The 19,427-nt window shown below is 52.9% G+C and carries 15 protein-coding genes; all 15 read left to right on the forward strand.

Features of this window, described 5'->3' with window-relative positions; genetic code table 11:
• Positions 1-8 precede the first annotated feature (8 nt).
• The 15 genes from RRF56_RS01520 (at position 9) to RRF56_RS01590 (ending at position 19,220) form a co-directional block, all read left to right on the forward strand.
• The gene (locus RRF56_RS01520; RefSeq protein ID WP_317033638.1) at positions 9-404 is read left to right on the forward strand and encodes a hypothetical protein; all 396 of its coding nucleotides are present in this window, start codon (positions 9-11) and stop codon (positions 402-404) included.
• Between the two features lie 33 nt (positions 405-437).
• Positions 438-3,296, forward strand: a complete 2,859-nt coding sequence (locus RRF56_RS01525) for a hypothetical protein (protein ID WP_317033639.1) — start codon at positions 438-440, stop codon at positions 3,294-3,296.
• Positions 3,297-3,311: 15 nt separating this feature from the next.
• On the forward strand, positions 3,312-4,628 hold the full coding sequence (locus tag RRF56_RS01530) for a hypothetical protein (protein WP_317033640.1): 1,317 nt from the start codon (positions 3,312-3,314) through the stop codon (positions 4,626-4,628).
• Between the two features lie 36 nt (positions 4,629-4,664).
• Positions 4,665-5,825 carry a hypothetical protein gene (locus RRF56_RS01535; protein ID WP_317033641.1) on the forward strand — a complete coding sequence of 387 codons (1,161 nt, stop codon included), beginning with the start codon at positions 4,665-4,667 and terminating at the stop codon, positions 5,823-5,825.
• A 50-nt stretch (positions 5,826-5,875) separates the two neighbouring features.
• Complete coding sequence (locus RRF56_RS01540; RefSeq protein WP_317033642.1) at positions 5,876-6,619, forward strand: hypothetical protein; 744 nt, start codon at positions 5,876-5,878, stop codon at positions 6,617-6,619.
• A complete protein-coding gene (locus RRF56_RS01545; protein ID WP_317033643.1) occupies positions 6,616-8,307 on the forward strand; it encodes a hypothetical protein in 1,692 nt (563 codons plus the stop codon). Before RRF56_RS01540 ends, RRF56_RS01545 begins: the two co-directional genes overlap by 4 nt.
• A 9-nt stretch (positions 8,308-8,316) precedes the next feature.
• Positions 8,317-9,144 (forward strand): hypothetical protein, encoded by an 828-nt coding sequence (locus RRF56_RS01550; protein ID WP_317033644.1) that lies wholly within the window; start codon positions 8,317-8,319, stop codon positions 9,142-9,144.
• Positions 9,145-9,152: 8 nt separating this feature from the next.
• A complete protein-coding gene (locus RRF56_RS01555; RefSeq protein ID WP_317033645.1) occupies positions 9,153-10,649 on the forward strand; it encodes a hypothetical protein in 1,497 nt (498 codons plus the stop codon).
• A 10-nt stretch (positions 10,650-10,659) separates the two neighbouring features.
• Positions 10,660-11,559, forward strand: coding sequence for a type IV secretory system conjugative DNA transfer family protein (locus RRF56_RS01560; RefSeq protein WP_317033646.1), 900 nt, complete (start codon positions 10,660-10,662; stop codon positions 11,557-11,559).
• Positions 11,463-12,536 carry a type IV secretory system conjugative DNA transfer family protein gene (locus tag RRF56_RS01565; protein ID WP_317033647.1) on the forward strand — a complete coding sequence of 358 codons (1,074 nt, stop codon included), beginning with the start codon at positions 11,463-11,465 and terminating at the stop codon, positions 12,534-12,536. The genes RRF56_RS01560 and RRF56_RS01565 overlap by 97 nt, the downstream gene beginning before the upstream one ends.
• A complete protein-coding gene (locus RRF56_RS01570; RefSeq protein ID WP_317033648.1) occupies positions 12,536-12,748 on the forward strand; it encodes a hypothetical protein in 213 nt (70 codons plus the stop codon). The genes RRF56_RS01565 and RRF56_RS01570 overlap by 1 nt, the downstream gene beginning before the upstream one ends.
• A gap of 1 nt (position 12,749) precedes the next feature.
• Positions 12,750-13,745, forward strand: a complete 996-nt coding sequence (locus RRF56_RS01575) for a hypothetical protein (protein WP_317033649.1) — start codon at positions 12,750-12,752, stop codon at positions 13,743-13,745.
• A 322-nt stretch (positions 13,746-14,067) separates the two neighbouring features.
• The gene (locus RRF56_RS01580; protein WP_317033650.1) at positions 14,068-15,426 is read left to right on the forward strand and encodes a hypothetical protein; all 1,359 of its coding nucleotides are present in this window, start codon (positions 14,068-14,070) and stop codon (positions 15,424-15,426) included.
• Between the two features lie 142 nt (positions 15,427-15,568).
• On the forward strand, positions 15,569-17,302 hold the full coding sequence (locus RRF56_RS01585) for an ATP-dependent nuclease (RefSeq protein ID WP_317033651.1): 1,734 nt from the start codon (positions 15,569-15,571) through the stop codon (positions 17,300-17,302).
• Positions 17,295-19,220 carry an ATP-dependent helicase gene (locus RRF56_RS01590; RefSeq protein WP_317033652.1) on the forward strand — a complete coding sequence of 642 codons (1,926 nt, stop codon included), beginning with the start codon at positions 17,295-17,297 and terminating at the stop codon, positions 19,218-19,220. Before RRF56_RS01585 ends, RRF56_RS01590 begins: the two co-directional genes overlap by 8 nt.
• Positions 19,221-19,427 lie beyond the last annotated feature (207 nt).

Genomic DNA, 19,427 nt, shown 5'->3' on the forward strand with positions numbered 1-19,427 from the left:
AATCCTCTATGTTGGGACACCCCGACGATTTTGTCCCGGTAAACGGGGCGATCAATATGAAGCCAGGGTTTGGGCCGATTCCAGCAGATCAGCTGGTTCCCTGGTGTGTGATTGCCCTGTTCAATATCGTTATTGTCAATCGAATCTTTGGGGCTGGGTGGATACCGACGATTTTATGCATCGGCTGGGGGGCGGCGACCTGGTGGGTGCTGACGGGGTCTGATGCATCCCGTTTCCTCTCCAAGTTTCATTCACCTCCCAGCTGGTGCTACGGCCACCTCACTTATTTCACGCCACTCGCGCCGTACCCTGACCTCAATCCGCGCAAGAAGATTAAAAAACGAGAAAAGCGAAGAAAAACACCCAAAAAATCTAGAAATCGGCCAAGGGTAGATTATTTCTGAGAAACGTTTTGGCACAATCAGAGAGTCAAGCGCATGACAAGTGGAAAGCTCGGAAAACGCAATGTAAAGTCTCTTAAGTCATCAAAGGGGGGACCCACAAAGACGACGCTAAAGGCGTTTGAAGATTTTTGTAGCCTCAGAACCTTTGTCAGGTTCAAGATGAAAGGCCGGAGTGTAGGGGCAGCTCTTTTATCCCACAAAAATAGCTATCGTCTGGTGTTTGGATTTACCTGCCGGGGGCTACATGACACGTTGCGGTCTGAGCAGATTTTCCCCACGGTTGAGCGGCTAGAGTCTGGGCTTAAGGAACTGCCTCGTAATGGCACGATGACGGTTCAACTCAGTAGCTTCGCTACCGATCGAGATCGCCAGACTGAGCTAGATGAGCTGATTGCGTCGGCCCCATCGCCAGAGATCAAGCTGATTCTTCTGAGTGAAAAGAAACGTGCCCAAGACCTGGCCAGCCAAGGGGTGCGCAAGGTCAAAACCATGACCATTTACTGCACCTACACCATTGCTGGAGACGATCGCGCTGGGGCTGAGGCTGACCCGATTGAGAGAGCACTGGCCTCCCTGGTGTCCTTCTGGGAAGGGTTCAAAGGCAAGGGTAAGAGCGTTGTCATGCGCCAATTTGAGGAGATGTTTAACTCTGCCTTTGAAGAGGGGTACATGCGTTGGGAGTCCCTGTTAGCGATCAAAATGGGACTTGAAGTTTCCCCTATGTCTGCGGAGGATCTTTGGGGTAAGACCTGGGACATTTTCAATACGAGCCAGCCTCCCAATGTCCCCAACCCCCTAACGTTTGATGGGCGGACAATCACTGAAGAATCTACCAGCGAATACGATCCAAAGTCGCTGTTGATTCAGGGCGAGGGCGGTGAAATGACCGTCCCCGATGCGGATCGCGCCTGGGTTAGGGTGAGGGGCAAATATGTTGCCGTTATGCCGTTTGTGGCCAAGCCTGTTGGTTTTAGCAACATGCGTGCCCAGCTGAGATATCTCTGGGATGTGCTCTGCCGCCATCAGGTGGTGGATACTGAAATCATTTGCCAGATTGCCCCGGCGAATCAGGCGATTGTCAAAACCCAAATGCAGCGGCTGATAAAACAGTCGAATAATGCAGTCCTCGGCTCCGACTCAATTGATGTTGGGGCCAGCATCAAGATGCAGAAGTCGGTAGAAGCGACCGCAAAAATTATCGAGGGTGCAATCCCAGTCAAAGTCGCAACGGTGGTAATGATCCACCGCTCCAGTCGGGCCAAGCTGTCGGAAGCCTGTCGGCACATGGCTGAGGGTTTTCTACTGCCTGCGAAAGTGGTCAGAGAACCCGAGGTTGCATGGCAGCATTGGCTCCAGTGCCATCCCATGCTGGCGTGGGAGAAGCTGCTGATGGCCCCGTACAACCGGACGCAGACCTATCTCAGCAGCGAGGCTCCCGGCCTGATTCCGCTCACCATGACTCGCCCGGTTAGCAAGCAAGGTTTTGAGCTGATTGCAGATGAGGGCGGGAGTCCGGTCAAGATCGACTTCATTAATGAACACCGAAATATAGCCGTTTTTGGCACCACCCGCTCAGGTAAGTCGGTGTGCGTATCAGGGATGCTGTCGATGTTTTTGGCGAAGGGTTACCCCATTGTTTGCCTGGACTATCCCAAACCGGATGGTACCTCGACCTTTACCGACTATGCCAAATTCCTTGGCAACCACGCTGCCTATTTCGATATTGGGAGAGAGTCCAACAACCTGCTGGAGCTGCCAACGCTCAACGGTCTAAGCCCCGAGGATCGAGAGGAGCGCATGCAAGACTATATTGCGTTCTTAGAGTCGGCCCTGGTCACGATGGTATTGCCATCCACCGAGAATCAGCAATTGCTTGAGCAAACAGTCCGGAGCTTGATTGGTAGGGCATTAAGTAAATTCTTTGTCGATGCCGCAATATTGGGTCGATATAAAGCGGCTGAATTGGCTGGATTTGGCAGTGAGGCATGGAAAAATATGCCTACCCTTAAAGACTTCATTGATTTTTGCTCTTTTGAAAAACTAGAGCTAGAAGAAAGCGGGAGTGATGAAATCGGCAATGCCGCTAGCCACATTAGGCTTCAACTAAACTACTGGCTAAAATCGCGGATTGGCAAAGCGATCGGTCGGGCTAGTTCTTTCCGCACTGACGCTCAGCTCCTAGTCTTTGCTCTAAGAAACTTGAGTAATGAAAATGAGGCAGCGATTCTTTCGCTCTCTGCCTATTCTGCTGCACTTCGTCGCGCCCTGGGCAGCCCCAAGTCAATTTTCTTCATTGATGAGTCACCGATTCTCTTTGAATACAAGACGATATCCCAGTTGATTGGCCGATTATGCGCGAACGGTGCTAAGGCGGGAATTCGCGTCATGCTATCGGCCCAAGACCCCGACACCATTATGAAATCGGTGTCGGGAGCCAAGGTCATGCAAAACATGGGCACCAAGCTGATTGGCCGTATCCAGACCGTTGCGGTGGATTCCTTTGAAACGTTGCTGGGCTATCCCAGGGATGTGATTTCAAAGAACGCAACTGAGGCCTTTTTCCCGAAAAGAACTGAGATGTACTCAAACTGGCTTCTAGACATCGACGGGCACTATCTGTATTGCCGCTTTTACCCTGGGGCTGTTCAGATCGCAGCGGTTGCTAATAACCCGGACGAACAAGAACTCAGAGATTTGATGCTCGTGCGTCTTCGACCTCAGGGCAAATTTAAGGCGATGGCCCAATTTGCCGAACGCTACGTTGATGCTATCCGTAATGGCGGCGGAATAGTCGATTTAATCGAGCAAGAAAAAGCTTTGGTGCAACGCGAAGTAACCCACGTCTACCCATCAGTGGAATGTTCATCTCGACCCTTAAGTTCAGTTAATTAGTTATGAGGCGTAGCTATGAATCGGCAACTCTTAAAACCTGGATTGCGCTCATTAACGTTGGTTGGCGCAGTCACCATGGCGGTGGCCCAGGGGCAGCCAGTACGGGCTCAGGCTATCAATCCGCCTGCCATTCCTGCTGACTCGACTGCAACATTCGCCCCGACCTCTGCTACAGGCTCTATCCCTGGACTTGACTTGGGGGCGCTTGTTAATGGGGGCTGGGGCAGTGGTACGGGTAGCATTCTCAATGGCGACCTAAGCAGCATCCTCAACGGGGGAGGCCTAGGCGGCATTCTTAATGGCGACCTGGGTAGCATCCTCAATGGCGGTGGCCTGGGTGGCATCCTCAACGGCGACCTGGGTAGCATTCTCAACGGTGGTGGCCTGGGTGGCATTCTTAATGGCGACCTGGGTAGCATTCTCAACGGTGGTGGCCTGGGTGGCATTCTTAATGGCGACCTGGGTAGCATTCTCAACGGTGGTGGCCTGGGTGGCATCCTCAACGGCGGCTGGGGCGGCACCCCCACTGGCGGTGGTCTGGGCGGCATCTTGACGGGTGGTGGTGGGTCTAACAACCCTCTCGGGGACATTCTCAATGCCGGTGGCGGGTTTGGTGGCGGGGCTGTGCTTGGCCCTGGTGGTCTTTTTGGTGGTGGTGATGGCGGTGGACAGGCCATCAATATTCGGACTCCAACTTTAGTCCAGGGGGTTGCGGCTCGTTCTCCGGGAGTTTCTACGGCGTCTGGACGATTCCTTGACAATATCCGAGGCGGCTTTAGGTCGCCGCCAGAATTTGTTACTGGCCTCTTAGGCGTTCCCGACGTGCTGGCCTCTCAGGACGCGCTAGCCAATGCGATCATCTCGGGGTCTGAGAATGGCTCGCCTGGTGCTGCTTCTCAGCGGGTAGATCGGTTCAACATGAACCCGATCGCCCTGGCTGCTACGGCGAGTAAAGAGGTCTCCCGCGCGGCTGCCGCAGGCTTCGCCAACTCTCTCCTCAGCTCGGAAGGGCAGGAAGCGATTGTGGCTGAGGTAAAGGCCACAGACGATACCTTGCAGGAAATCGTCACCCTAGCGGAAGAGGCTCAGGGACTGGACGTAACCCAGGACGTGATGAAAGCCCACATTGCAGCGATGGCGCAGTCTTCCGCCATTGATGTCGCTCAGTATGGGCAATCCATCCAAATGCGGCAGCAACTGGCGGCTGACTCGCTGGTGCAGGTTGAAGCCGCCCGAGAGCTATCGGCTCTCAACCGGGCGCAATCTCGTCAAGGCATGGCCCAGGCTGCTGAGGTGATCAACAGCTCGGCGGGCTTAGTGCTTTTTCAGTAACTCAACCCAGGCAACGGTTCTATTTGGGGACAGAAGATGAGCGTAATTCTCACGCAGATTTTAGGAGTGCAAGGTGCTGGCGAGCTGCTCCGCCAGGGCTTTGAGATGAGCCGTGATATTGGCGATATCTACAGCCTGTATTGGACGCAGCTGTTCACCTCGGAACTCTACACCCAAATCACCGGACTGGCGCTGATCTTTGCCGTTGGGGCGCTGGTCTTGTTCATGATGCGATTTGCCTATATGGCCGTGCATGAGGATGATTACCGGGAGCCCCTGAGAATGCTGGTGTGGCCGCTGATTGTGGTTGCCTTATTGAGCAATCAAGGTAGCCTTTTGGGCATCTCGACACGCTCTGTTCGTGACGTCATCAACCGGACAAATGAGCAGGTGCTGCAAGTCTCGATGTTGAACGTCACCCTGGAAGAAGCGATCCGGGGGGCGATCGCCAAGGGGGTTGTGGTCGCCGAGGTAGATGCCCAGGTTCAGCAATGCCAGTCTCTGTTGGGTGAGGCCCAGATCCAATGCCTTGAGATGGCCTATGAGCAGATCGAGGCGACGGTGGGCGACTTCAAGCAGCATTGGCTGGTAACGGCTACGGGTGTTGCTGGTAGTGTCTTTCCTCAAATTGACATGACCTTGCAGATGGTTCGAGGGGCGATCGACGCCTATAACACTGACGGCAATGTAGGCGATATTTTACCGGGTGCATTTGGGGGCCTGATTGGCTCCCAGTCCCGCGTAGTTATCCATGCCTTTCTGATGGCTTTCCAGTGGGCGTTTGTGAATTTGATTCAAATTTCGCTATTGCTCACAGCCCTGATGGGGCCGTTCGCTGTGGCGGCTAGTCTGTTGCCTTTTGGTGGCAAACCCATCTTTGCCTGGATCACCGGATTCTTGAGTCTGGGGTTTGCTCAGATGGCCTACAACATCATTGTCGGCATGTGTGCGGTCGTGATTATGAACGCCAACACCTTTGATACCAATGGTTTCCTGGTATTAATCGCCCTGCTGGCCCCGGCACTGGCGTTGGGGTTGGCCAGTGGGGGTGGATTGGCGATTTTCAATATCATGCTGGCCGGGTCAACTGGGGCCGCGACGATCCTGCTCAGCCGGATGGCGCTATCGACTACCCACGTCAGTACCAACCATTCCTCTCAATCGGCCTATCCAAGACTGCCCCAAGGGGGGCGCTGATTTCTGCCTGGTTGAGATTTCTTTGGCCGTAGACCCTGTAGGTGAATGAGATGACATTAATCAACCCGAAAAGACAAGGTTTACTCGCAACCGAAAACCTCCTACCCCTCTTTGTGTTGCTGGCGCTAGTGCTGGGCGGCCTCAATCTGTTGCTGACGGCAGTGCTGGGGATGACGACCAGTCAAATTGCTAGAAAGCCTGTCCCGACGCTGGTGCAAACCATTGACGGCAATTCGTTTACGGTGAAGCCGATCGACAACCTGGATAGAACACCGGAGTCGATTCGCCTGTTCACTCGGCAGGCGATGACGATGTTGTTCACCTGGAATGGCGTCAGTCAAGCTCAGGATGCGACCGGGACAATCCAAACAACGACCGATTCAGGCGTCAAGGCAGGAAGTAACACGGTCACGACCAAGGCGTGGCAAGCGAGTTTTAGTCTTTCCGAAGACTTTCGGGCTTCATTTTTGGAGCAGGTCGGTGCATTGACCCCGAGATCGGTGTTTCAGGGACAAGCACAAAGCGTTTTCAATATTGAGTCCCTATCTGAACCCCTGCAAATCGCGCCTGGGTTTTGGGACGTGACCATGGTCGCGAATCTGATTATTTTTGACGTGAAAAATCCTGGTGGGATTGCGATTCCGGTCAACAAGGTGATTCGTATTCAGGCCGTTGAGCCCCCCGCTGATCCGATGGAGGCTGAGGCGACGGCAGTGCAGCGGGCCGTCTATCAGGTGCGCTCGGCAGGACTGCAAATCACTGACATTACTGAGATGACGGAGGCGGCGAGATGACGACTGGAACTGAAAACGGAAATGGGGCAGCGATCGCCCCGAACACTGTAGATTTGCTGCTCGATGAAGGCGATCTCGATCGCGATGAGCTCTATGAGCTATCTGTTTTGGTGGGCATTGACCCAGAGAACGCACCTTCTTATTCTGCTGCCTTGGGCGATGAGTCGCTGGATGGTGTGGCGACCGACCCCGATGGGGAAGGGGATGATGCAGAGGAGTTGGTTGACCGCGATGTGCTGGCCGGTCGTGTCCATGCAGACGGAAAGACCCGTACCCCGATCTGGGCTAACCCTCTGGTGAAGGCGGGTTCTGTTGCACTGATTGGGGGACTATGCATGGTAGTGGTAGGTGGTGTCTTATCGGGTTTTCAAAGTGCCGGAAAGAGAGATTTAACCCCCACGGCGAGGCCAGAGCAAGCCCCAGAGCCGCCTCCAGACCCAACTCAGTTGGCCCTAGAGCGGCAGCGGCAGGAGATTGGGCAACTCAAGACGCGCAATGCCCTGGGGAATCAAACCCAGGCATTGCAGCTCCACGAGGCTCGAACCAATGGCGAAGGGAATGATCCATCAGCCGCCGAGTTACTAGCGTTGCGCAATCAGATGGCCCGCGCCCAGGCCATACAGGAAGAGGGCGTACAGCCTGCCCTGAATGCCCAGCCTACCGCTGCTGTCTCTCCCCAGGCCGTGCAACCCACTGGGCCAGTGACTCGCCCTGCGCCGACCGCTGCCCCTGCTGCGCCGCGCCCGGCACCAGCCCCTAGACCCAGCGCCTCATCGCCGCCGCGACAAAACGTAGTGACTATGCCTCCCCCGCCTCCCCCCGAGGTTCTTTGGGCCTCGTTGGCTGCAATGGGTAGCTATGGCACCGGCATGGGGATGGAACCCGCCTTTACTCCAGGCCCACAGGAACTTGCGCCAGTAGCATCGGCCCCTTTAGCAGACTTGCCCCAGCAGCCCGCAACGACTGGGCCTACTGCGCAACTTGTCAGCAATCCACCTCCTGCGTCGTTGCAGATAGAGGAGGCTGCAATCCTAGGGCGATCTCTGAAGCGGGTGGCTCCAGGCACCACGGCGGCAGCCAAGCTGGTTGCCCCGATTTATTGGGCCGAAGATTTGAGCCGAGAACAGCAGAGTCAGCGAACGGCGATCGCGCTTAGTCAGCCACTTCTAGCTGATGACGGTGCCGTGGCGCTGGACGTTGGCACCGTGCTGGTGGCCGAGGTATCTGTGCTGGCAGGCTCGGGGATGGTGGAGCTGTCGGTCACCGATGTGGTCACAGTTGAGAACGGGGTGAGCAAGGTGACGCCAGTGCCCCTCAACCATCTGCTGATCACGGGCAACGCCGGTAACCCTCTAATCGCTCAGGAGATGCGCAATGGCGGCGAGGTCAGGGCAGCACAGATGCAGCTAGCCGCCCTGGGGGCGCTCGGCCATGTGGGCGAGCTGCTGAATCGCCCCCTTAGCCAACAGACGATTATCGGCGAGGGGGCCAGTGCTGTCGCCACCGAATACGCCCCGGTCAACATCATTGCGGGTCTTCTATCAGGCGCGGCTCAGGCTGTTTTACCCATTGAGCAGCAGCGGGTGACTCAGCGCATTGACGACTACGACTCCCGCAACCGGATCTGGTTTCACGACACTGCGGAGGTGTCTGTCTTTGCCCTGAACGAATTTGTCTTTGAGCCGTAGGATGCCACGATGAAAGACCGGAACAGACTGCTATGCATAGCGCTGACGGCTTGTGCCGTCCCCCTCTGGTGGGTGGTGTTGGGGATACCTAGTTTGGCCCAGGGTCGCCCGCTGCGACAGGAGGTGCGGATAGAAGCGGCTCAGGCGGGTACGGTACCGATCACGGTCTGGCCGGGGTCTGGGGCCAACCTCGACTTTTCTCGCCTCGGGCTGCGCATCTATCGAGCCTGGTTAGATGACCCCTCTAAGCTGACCATCGACTTTGACGCGCCCCTCGATTCCGGTGGCGCTCAGGTAGTGCACCTCCGCCGGATCAATGGTGTTGCGTTCCAAGGATTGCCCTCTACCCCAGCTACCCTACTCTCTGTGGTGGCGCGGGATGCCTCCGGTACAGCTCACCTTTTCCAGTTTCCGATCGCCTATGGGTCTGGGCCAGCCGATTACTCGACGATTGCGATCACTCCTGCTCCGGCACCAGCTGGCCCCAGGGCTAGAATGCAGGCCTCAGCCACTCCCGGTCAGGGTGCTACGCCCTTAACGTTTTCCCACGGGATTGCGGCTCTGATTGAAGCTGGGACGATCGCCCCCAATGGGCCGATGCACCAAAGTCTGAGGGCATTCTTGGCGTTGGTCACCAACGACGTGCCGGTGGCGGAAGCGTCGGCTCAGACCGGTGTGAGCCTGGAGGTGGTGCAGGCGGTGGTGACACGGGGGCTGGAACAGCAGCGCCAATCTATCCCGAGGCCTGGTGTTGCTCCTGAGGATGATGAGGCAGCACCGCTCGACCCGCCTGACGTTGAGGCCCAGCCGGAGGGCGCGGCGGGGGGTGGCGAATGATGGGGCGGGTGGTTCGTCAGATCCCGGCGTTGGTTCTCCTGGCGGCGCTGGGGGTAGTCTCTGGGGCCGGTGCTATTCCCCTTTGGGGAGGCTTCGCCAACGCATCCCCACTCAACCCAGTCCCTGCTCAGGAGGCGCTGGCCCAGCCCGAGGCCCAGAGAGAGGCTGCATCGGAAGCGGGCCTGACTGCCGCTGATTTTAATCTGCCGCTGGGGGTGCTGCGGATTGGCGATCGCCAGGCGGCTATACCTGACTGGCGGCTGATTGCCTTCTCTGACCTGCCCGTGCTGGCGGAGTCTGGAACCTGGGGGGCGGTGTCGTGGCAGCGGGGCGATGCGATCGCAGATGTGCTGACGGTGGGTGATTTGCAGGGTGGGTTTGACGTGCACCTGCTGACCGTCGCGGCGATCGCCGATCAGCTAGGGGTGTATGCCAGCAAGGGCAGAGATGGAGGGATTAGAGTTATCCCCTTGGATAAATTTGGGCTACTGAACTATCAAACGCTCTCGTCCTTGATTAGAGCTGCTCCAGCGCTCTTGTCTCTGACGGTAAGTGACTCTCGGGTGGTCAAAGACCTGATTGCCATTGTTGACCCCACGTTCGTCGCGACCGGTGGCACCACCCTGGGCGAGCTGATCAAGCAGCAGCCAAAGTATGGCGAAATCAGCTTGTCCTATCTTGACCTGGCCAACTACACCATCGGTGAACTGCCGGGGATTGAGATCGCCCCGATCCAGAACTTTAGCCAGTGGGAGTCGGCCAAACTGACCGAGGTGCCGCTGCTCGAACACCTCAGCCTGTGGACGCTGCCGGGCAAAATTGGTGTGCAGGGTGAGATCGCGATCGCCACTGTGCAGGAGGCCGATGACGGTGCCGTGGATGTGGTGTTCTCGGCCCCAGAGTCTGCCCCAGGGCAGGCGCGATCGCTGCGCTGGCGGGTCGGGCAGCGCCAGGTGGGCGGCATGGGAACGGGCGACCTTACTACCGTCAATCAGGGGTTAGAGCGCCTGGGTGCCGCCATCTATAACCCGTCGTTCAAGGTGGTGCCGCACCGGGTGTCTCGCGACGAGATCCAGCTGGTGGCCTACTTTAGAACCTGTCGGCAGTCGGGGGAGGGCACGGCGGCGGACTGTTCGCCCTACGGTATTGGCCCGATTCCTTTCATGGTGGTCAAGCCGGGGGATGCCGTCTTTTTGGGGCAGCAGGCCTTTGGCGCTATCCCCTACAGCCCTACCCCAGAGCCCCTAGCTTTGGCCCCAGATGAGTCGAGCCGGGTGAGCCAGGCGATCGAAGCCCTGGCTGACAATCCAGGGCCAGCCTGGTTGGTGGCGTTTTCATCAACCCTCGCCCTCGCGCTGGTCTGGGGGCTGTGGAAGGGCAACCCGGCCCAATTGTTCACCCTGCTGGCTCAGGTAACCCGCGATCTGCCGCCCGTCCAGAACCAGTCCCAGAAACATTCATCGACTCGATCTCGACCTAACCCCAAGAGCCAGAAGAAGGCCTAGGTAGCCCAGTATGGTTGACACCGAACAAGCGCTATTGGCACAGTCTCCCCCAGCTCGGTCAACGGCCCTAGAGTCGGTGGGGAATTCGATCACCCCGGCACTGAAGCCGCTGATGGGCAGCAATGGTGTCATTCTGGGGGCGATCGCGCTGGTGTTCATGGTCATGCAGATCATGAAGGGCCGAGGGGCCAGCGGCCAGATCGCCAGGGGCAGCGTCAGCGGTGGCGCGGAAAAAGCGCGGGCGAGAAAGCGGGCGATCGCCCAGCTCAAGGCCAAGAAGCATAACTCCGTGGCCCTCTACATTGGCTCCCTGCGACGCAACAAACAGGGTAAGCCCCGCAATGCCAAGGCCCTCTACCTGCCCGATGTGCAGCGGGGGGTGGCGATCGCGGGTGGCCCTGGCTCGGGTAAAACCTATTCAGCGATTAACCCGCTGATTCGCGCGGCGCTGGATGAGGGGATGCCCGCCCTGGTCTACGATTTCAAATATCCAGGGCAGGCTGAGTGCCTGGTGGCCTACGCCGCCCGCCGTGGCTATGACGTGCGCATCTTCGCGCCGGGCTACCCCGAGTCTGAGGTCTGCAACATTCTCGACTTTATGGCCGATGCCGACGATGCCCTGATGGCTCGGCAGATCGCGTCGGTGATGAACCGCAACTTTGCCCGCTCTAGCAATAGCTCCGAGGATAAGTTTTTTGCCGATGCCGGTGACCAGCTGACCCAGGCCATTCTCATGCTGGCCAAGGGCATGCCCAACCCTGACTTGATGACAGCCAGTGCCGTGCTGGCCTCGACGCGCTGCCCGCCCGCATTATGGAAGGCAAGCGCCTGGGCGAATTGGGGAGTCTGCCCCAGGGCTGGCACATTTCCCACTGGGTGTATTACGCCTTTTCTCAGCTCTTGCAGCTGAAGGATTCTGAAAAAACGGTGGCCGGGGTCATCGGTACCGCCAGCAAGGTGTTTTCTCGGTTTATGGCCCCCGAGCTGATCTCAACCTTTTGCGGTCAGACCACCCTGCCGATTGAACTGTCCGGTAAGCAGCTGGTGATTCTAGGGTTAGACCGGCGCAGGCGTGAGGCCGTCGCGCCTCTGGTGGCCACGGTGCTGCACATGATGGTGACGATGAATGTCACTAAAAAACGCAGCGATCCGCTGCTGCTAGCCATTGATGAATTGCCGACCCTTTACCTGCCCTATTTGACCCAGTGGCTCAACGAAAACCGCTCTGACGGCCTGTGTACGGTGATTGGCTTTCAGAACATCACCCAGCTAGAGGATGCCTATAAGCGAGAGCAGGCTAGGGCGATTTTGGGCGGTTGTGCCACTAAGGTATTGTTCAATCCGCAAGATCCCGATAGCGCCCGGATGTTCTCGGATTACCTGGGCGAAGAGGAAGTGACGATCAAGCAAAAGTCGCGCAGCAGCGGCGGCAAAGGCGGGGCCTCACATTCCACCAGCGACCATTTGCAGAAACGCCCCATCGTTGAGCCTGCCCAGTTCAACCGGCTGCCGGTGGGGCGGTGTGTGCTGATTAGCCCTGGCTTTTGCCGCAAGGACGAGACCTCGATTCCTTTGATTTCTTCGATCAAGGTGCCCAAGGCTGACGTGCTCGATGACGACTGGAGCGTCAAGACCTGGCCCAAGGTGAAGGCGAAACTGGAGGCCCGTACCCCGCAGTCGCTGGGGGATAGCGCTCGCGCTCGGCAGGAGATTGCGATTCGGATGGCGATCGCAGCGGAGCTGTTGCCGCTGCCGGTCGATGGTGAGGGCGCTGAAGCGTCAGGGGGTCGGTTTAACGGTGGGGTGCCCTCCATTTTGCCGACACCGAAGGCTGGAGCACGGGTGATCAACGCAGCGGCATTGATGGAATTTACGGAGGCATTCTAATGGCAGACCCCAGCTATCCCCCCAATGGCATTGACCCCGAAATGGTGAAGACGGTGAACTGGCTTGCCGACATCATCACGGGCCGAGCCCCGATGCCCGTGATGACGGATACAGCTGCTGCTCAGGCCTCCTCAGATACCCCAGTGCCACAGGCCAAAGAGCCTGAGCCTGCCTCCGAGACCACTATCCCAGACCCATGGGAGGACGTTTGATATGGCTGGACTGGAAGAAACGACGGGGGTGCGTGGGCACGACGGCGATAAGGCCGAGCACTCTATCCGTGACGTGATGAGTGGAATCTTGGCGGCTATTGCCTTGATTCAAGGGCGACAGGTGGTGGTTCATGATTCCCCATCCTCGCCAGTGAAGAAGGGGGCTGAGCCATCGCCGCTAGTGCCTGGGCTCGCGCTAGAAGGTACCCCAGATCGTCTGGGGCTACCAGCAGGGCCGATTCATGCTGAGCCGGGAAAGGTGCCTGATGGCCTGGGGCCACACCCCCCGACCGATCTAGTCACTACCCCTGGCCGTTCTCCCAGAGTGCAAGGGGTAGTGCAGATTCAGGTGGGTGACTCGGTGCTGTTGACCACCGAGGGCACTATGGTTGTAGACATGATGCAGCACGAGCAGGCAAATCCTGGGTTTATTGACGGGCTGAAAATGGCGGTGAAAGATCGCGAACTGCCTGCCGATGCGCCAGCGGTTTCGGTATTTCAGGACGGCAAGCTGGAGTTTTACCGAGATGGGGAGCAGATGTTTGCGTCTCCCACCTTTCGGCGAGAGCACGATGCCTCGGTGATGGATGGGGATGTGGTTGAGTCGAAACCAGCTTTAGCTAAAGCTGGTTTGGGATCGGCGGGAGGGGAGGCAGATGGTGGCCCTGCTGATGCGGTGGGTGGGCAGCAGATTGGGGTGGGGAGTTTGTTGTCTCGGGTGATGGATACCTGTTTTGACCCTGGGGGTGGCCCGGCTAAGTTAATTGGGGCTGACTATGAGGTTGAGCGCGGCGCAGATCGCTCGATCTCGCTAAGGGCGAAGGATGGCCGGGGGCAGATTTTTGCGGCGGATGCGGCGGGTGTGACGACGCAAAATGATTTGACGGGGGCGGATTATGATCGGCTGCGAGTGATCGAGCAGATTGCGGTGCGGCAAGGGGTGAGTGCGATCGCGCCTGCGGTTGCGCCGCCCACGGGGGGGATTGAGCTGGATTAGCCAGCTATTGTGGTACCACGATAAAGAATTGCTGAAGTTATCTGCATAAAACCCCGTAGAAGATCTACTATGCGGGGCAAGATCTGCATAACTCCCCACTTTTGGGAGTTATATCGACTTTTTTCTGCCTAATCCCTCCTTTCGGAGGCGATATTCAACTCAGAATCTGGTTAATCACCCCGACTAGGGGTGTTATGCAGATTACATAGGAAGAAAACAGGCTAAACACAAGTTATGCCGCGTAGTCCTTAGCTATAGTGCAGTTGGAGGATATCTTTAAAAGTCTGTATCGTAGAGAGAAAGCTTCCCATAAACTTTCTAAATGGATAAAGTTACGATTCTGTTTCTAGCAGCCGATCCTAGTGATGCTGCTCGACTTCGTCTAGGACAAGAGCTACGAGATATTCGTGAGAAGTTACAACTCTCGAAGCAAAGAGAATACTTTTCGCTACATTCTCGCGAATCAGTGCGCCCAGGAGACATAACACAGGCAATTTTTGATGTTGAACCTCAAATTGTCCATTTTTCTGGGCATGGAATGGGTACAGGTGACCTGTGTTTCGAGGATGTCTTAGGCAAAACCCACCCCGTTCAATCTGAAGTCTTAGCAAGTTTATTTGAACTAGTATCAGAGCAGGTTAGCTGTGTTGTATTGAATTCTTGTTATTCAGAGAGGCAAGCAAAAAGTATTGCCCAGCACATTCCCTTTGTTATTGGCATGAATCAAGCAATTGGAGACAAAGCTGCGATTGCATTTGCTGTTGGTTTTTATAAAGCGCTTGGAGCAGGTCGGTTATTTAAAGATGCCTATAAATTTGCCTGTGTGGAAATTCAGCTTCAAGGAGTTTCAGAACACTTAACTCCTATTCTTTTCCAGAAACAAAACCGGAGCTCGTCAACTTCATCTCTACAGATTAATAATCTTTCAGGATATAGCTCAAATCTAAGACAACGAGGTGCAGATTCCTTTCAAGAAGTCTCAGATGAATTTGGGGAGATTGTTATACATGAATTCAGTACAGGTATAGTACCTATAAAATTTGAGAATGGAGCTTGGTATTCTCAAGGATTTACAGGAGGATGGATGAATTCTACGCTTGCCTCTATCCCGTCCTCTGTGGAGCAAGCTATTGCAAAGGGAATGTTTGGAGTTGATTACTTAAGTAACGAGAAATATCCGGCAATCGTTGCTCATGTGGTCGCAGACTCTACGGGGATCTGGTCAGTGATAGCTCTAGTAATCCGCTGCCCCGACCGAGCAGGTCGATATTTTTGTGCGTATCGATACTTCCTCTGTGAAGGGGAAGATTCTTTGTGTAAGTTAGCATCTTGGCTAGAAGAGCAACATTTACTGTATGGAAGATATCCGACTTTTGATCCTTTTGACAAGCGAGTGATAGGAAGTCCAAGAGTATGCAAATTATGCAACCATGTTAGGAATAGAATGATCCCGGAAGAACATTCTTGGATTGAAGGAATAAATCCTCCTATTATTTTGCCTTTTGGGCAGCCTTTTAGCTTGTATAAAATTAATCAGATAGCTCATGCAAAAGCCGCACAGGAACAAAGTTGGAAAGTATCTTGGGCATTTAATGTTCGTGTTCTCAGTAAACCAAAAAGTTTCCTAGTGATACATACAACGGATTTCGATGCATATGAAAGATTTATTCAAATCAGTTAGTAAAGCAGGCAGCATAACAATTTAGGTGAAGCGGATTGACTGAAGCCGCTTGGCTGGGACGCAAAGGTATTGGCAACTGCTAACCCAAAACGTTATGTGTATACACATCGTTGTTGAAATAGTTAAGTAGTGAGATGAATTAGTGAATCTGAAAGATGTCAAGATTGAGAACTTTCGTGGTGTCAGTTGGTTACACCTTCCCCTCGACAAACTGACAGTACTAATTGGTGAAAATAACGCTGGAAAGTCAACTGTTTTAGAATCTATAAAGTTTGTTCTTAACCGTAGTCTTGGCAATCAACGTGGTAGCCAGTTCGCCGAATATGATTTTCATCTCAATGATGTTAACGTTACGCCACAAACTGCTCAGCCAATTCTTATCACCTTACACTTTGCCGAAGAAAATCTGGATGAATGGCCTGATGCTATTATTCAGCAGATGAATGAAGTAATTCAGTTAGATTCAGCAGGACTTAATCATATCTGGTTACAAGCAAAAGGCAATTTTAATCCTGATATTGTTTCATTTGAAACCAAGTGGATTTTTCTCAATTCAAACGAGGAAGAGTTGATTTTAAAGAACCTCACACCAATCAACCTTATTTCACGATTTGTCCCGCTTTTTTTCCTGTCGGCATTACGTGATGCCTCTCAAGAGTTTGGACAACGTGGTCAGTTCTGGAAAAGTTTCCTGAAGTCTATCCAGATTCCTGATGCCGAGCGAGCACAAATTGAGGAAACGCTTGAGGAGGTTAATACATCAGTTATCGGTGCAAACATTGGGCTAACGCAAGTTATTCAAGAAATTGCAAAGCTAAAGGGACTTGTCCCTTTAGCTTCTAATGATCCTGTCGTACTGGAAGCATTTCCAACCCGTATCTTTGATATGGTCGGTAAAATTCAGGTGTATCTAAAATCAACTTACGGAGCAAAGATTCCCCTCCATCGGCATGGGGAGGGAACTCAGAGCCTTGCAGTATTGATGCTTTTTCAAGCCTTTGTAGCTAGCAATCTAGCTGAAGCCTATGCCCCTGAGTCTAGCCCAATTCTTGCTTTGGAAGAACCAGAGGCGCATCTTCATCCATCGGCTATTTGTTCACTTGGTTCATTTTTAAAGAATCTGTCAGGGCAAACCCTAGTTTCTAGCCATTCTGGCGATTTGCTTTCACGGGTTCCAATTACGTCATTACGCAGGTTATACAAAGTCAATGGAGAAACAAAGGTAGGACAAGTTCAGGCAAATTTGTTGGATGACAAAGAGATGCAGGCAATTGATTATAGTATTTGTCTGACAAAGGGCCAATACCTATTTTCACGTTGCTGGCTACTTGTGGAAGGTAAATCAGATTTTCATCTTATGCCTCTTCTTCTAGATATCATGGGTTTCTCTCAAGATGAAGTTAGTCTATCAGTCCTTGAAATTAGCGAAGTCATCAACAAAGGTGAGCCGTTTATAAAGCTGGCAAAAGCACTCGGTGTTCAATGGTTTATGATGGCAGATGGCGATGCTGCTGGTATTGAGTATATCAACCGAGCGACGAATCATCTTGAGAGCCATGAAAATCTCACAGATCGCGCCCAGAAATTAGCAAATGCTGATATCGAGCATGAGTTTTGGCATAACGGCTATGATAATTTTATTACAAGCATTGTTCCGCCTAATGTTCAAACTCAAATTCAGGCGAGAGCAGGAGGCGACCCAGTAAAAGAAACAAAGGAGATGATTAAAGCCGCTATCAATCAGAAGGGGGGAAAACCTGCTTTTGCACAAGCTTTAGCTATAGAAATTCGAGATCGAGGTGCAACAACTATTCCTCAGACAATTCAAGATATTATTACCCACGCTGTCCAATTAGCCGGAGGTCGATATGGTTGATTTAGCGTCACTCAATGAAAATCAAAGAGAGGCTGTATTGTGGGATAAAGGAGCGCTACTTGTCCTAGCAGGGCCTGGTTCTGGCAAAACAAGGGTTCTTACCTGTCGCATTGCACACATCTTAGAGCAATCAGAGGGTCAGTATTTTCGTATTTTGGCTCTTACTTTTACTAATAAGGCTGCCGCAGAAATGCGGAGCAGAGTAGAAGAACTGGTTCCAAAAGAACTTAGCCGAGTACGGCTTACGACTTTCCATTCCTTCGCTGCTGAACTTCTCCAGCAGCATGGTAACCATATCAATTTTCGTCCAGACTTCCAAATACTTTCAAACAACGCTGATAGAGAATCTCTTCTAGATGATGTATTAAGGCAACTCCGAAAAAACCTTGCCTATTCTCTTCCAGTGCATTTCAAAGCTGCCCAACTTCTCCCGGCTGTGACAAGACTTCTTGAAAAATGTGTTCCGATAGATCAGGCGGAAGAGATTCTTCAAAAATCCAACGTAGAAAATGCTGTCCTTCTATCTAAGGTGTATGCAGATTACAGAAACGCACTTCGCAGCACTAATTCTCTCGATTTTCCAAGTTTGATCGCTGAAGCGTTCGATTTATTAACAAAATATCCGTTCTTGGTTAAGCACATACGCAAAGTTTACAAGCACATTCTTGTTGATGAGTTTCAAGATACTAATAATACTCAATATCAAATTTTATCATTGATCGTATGCCCGGATCCTTCAACGCTGTTTGTTGTAGCTGATGACGATCAAATTATTTATCAATGGAATGGAGCAAATCCGAAAAGGATTCAGGCATTGCGTGACGACTTTGGTGTTACTGAGTTACAGCTTCCAGAAAACTACCGTTGTCCACCTCTTGTCATTGAGTTAGCCAATTCTCTGATCGAGACGAATCTCGGTCGATCGGCAGGTAAAAAACCGTTGAAAGCAGTTAAGCAGGGAGAAAGCATAGAAGTTGTACGTATTTTTGGTTTTGGCACTTTTGAAAAAGAAATTGAATGGATCGCACAGGATATAGCTCGAAGGGAACCTAAAGACCGAAAAAACTGTGCTGTTCTCGCACGAACGAAAAAACTTTTGGAGCAGGCAGGAGCCAAACTTGAGGAAGTAGGTATTCCTGTTTACTTTGCAGCTCGTAAGGATGAATTTAAGAGTGCTCCACTGAGAATGTTGCATGCCATTCTTCGGTTAGTTAATTCCAAAGAAGATAAGCAGTCACTTGCAAGGCTTTCAAAGGCTTTTTATGAACTTGAAGGCATCAGGATCGAATTATCTCCAGTCCTTGCGCGTGCATCTGCTGATGGCAAGGATTTGCTTCGCTCTTGGCTGGATGAGGTAAAGCGCAGAGATGCTCTGGAGCCAAAGACGCGAACACTTCTGGAAACAGATATTAAGTCACTGCTTACATCTCTAAACTATCGTAATTTTTCAAAAAAACTTTTAGATTGGGCGGTAGAATCTTCGCCTGAATCCACCCAAGATGAAGACGCCTTCAATGAGTTTGAAGAAGAACGGCATGTCTGGCAACAAATTTTTAATGAAATAACGAAAAAATTTGAAGGTGAAGAGGTGAGCCTTCATCAATTACTACAAGAGCTTGATCTTACATCGAAGACACCGCCAAAACCGCCAGAGGCAATTCCTTGTTTTACTATCCATGCCTCAAAGGGATTAGAATTTGAACATGTCTACCTCATGGGATTAGTAGAGGATCAATTTCCTAGTTGGGCTGCTATTAAGAAAGGCGACAATTCTTTAGAAATGCAAGAAGAACGTCGAAATTGTTTTGTGGCCATTACACGGACTCAGGAAAGTTTGACGCTGACCTTTTCTGCCAAGGTGTTTGGATGGTCAAAAAAGCCTTCTCGGTTTTTAGCAGAAATGGGGGTAGAGCTATGAGAAACCTTTAAGGTGTTACACCTAAAAATCCCAACACACATCTACTGCTGAGAGATTTTTGGCTGGAGTTTGAGGTTATCTGCGGAGGGTGATTGGGAACGTTAGTGCAGTCTCGAAAGAGATGACAAAAATCCTCTATGCTTGCTTTGCCATCATGCCTTCGCATAGGGAAAATTAGTCTGCGTTTTTTTAGTTCAAAATTATTAG

Origin of the sequence: Nodosilinea sp. E11 (assembly GCF_032813545.1) — a bacterium.
Lineage (GTDB): Bacteria > Cyanobacteriota > Cyanobacteriia > Phormidesmidales > Phormidesmidaceae > Nodosilinea.

Coding starts and splice junctions, on each gene's coding strand:
- RRF56_RS01590 (WP_317033652.1), top strand. CDS start 17,295: ATGGTTGATTTAGCGTCACTCAATGAAAATCAAAGAGAGGCTGTATTG.
- RRF56_RS01535 (WP_317033641.1), top strand. CDS start 4,665: ATGAGCGTAATTCTCACGCAGATTTTAGGAGTGCAAGGTGCTGGCGAG.
- RRF56_RS01530 (WP_317033640.1), top strand. CDS start 3,312: ATGAATCGGCAACTCTTAAAACCTGGATTGCGCTCATTAACGTTGGTT.
- RRF56_RS01575 (WP_317033649.1), top strand. CDS start 12,750: ATGGCTGGACTGGAAGAAACGACGGGGGTGCGTGGGCACGACGGCGAT.
- RRF56_RS01525 (WP_317033639.1), top strand. CDS start 438: ATGACAAGTGGAAAGCTCGGAAAACGCAATGTAAAGTCTCTTAAGTCA.
- RRF56_RS01540 (WP_317033642.1), top strand. CDS start 5,876: ATGACATTAATCAACCCGAAAAGACAAGGTTTACTCGCAACCGAAAAC.
- RRF56_RS01580 (WP_317033650.1), top strand. CDS start 14,068: ATGGATAAAGTTACGATTCTGTTTCTAGCAGCCGATCCTAGTGATGCT.
- RRF56_RS01570 (WP_317033648.1), top strand. CDS start 12,536: ATGGCAGACCCCAGCTATCCCCCCAATGGCATTGACCCCGAAATGGTG.
- RRF56_RS01520 (WP_317033638.1), top strand. CDS start 9: ATGTTGGGACACCCCGACGATTTTGTCCCGGTAAACGGGGCGATCAAT.
- RRF56_RS01545 (WP_317033643.1), top strand. CDS start 6,616: ATGACGACTGGAACTGAAAACGGAAATGGGGCAGCGATCGCCCCGAAC.
- RRF56_RS01560 (WP_317033646.1), top strand. CDS start 10,660: ATGGTTGACACCGAACAAGCGCTATTGGCACAGTCTCCCCCAGCTCGG.
- RRF56_RS01550 (WP_317033644.1), top strand. CDS start 8,317: ATGAAAGACCGGAACAGACTGCTATGCATAGCGCTGACGGCTTGTGCC.
- RRF56_RS01565 (WP_317033647.1), top strand. CDS start 11,463: ATGGAAGGCAAGCGCCTGGGCGAATTGGGGAGTCTGCCCCAGGGCTGG.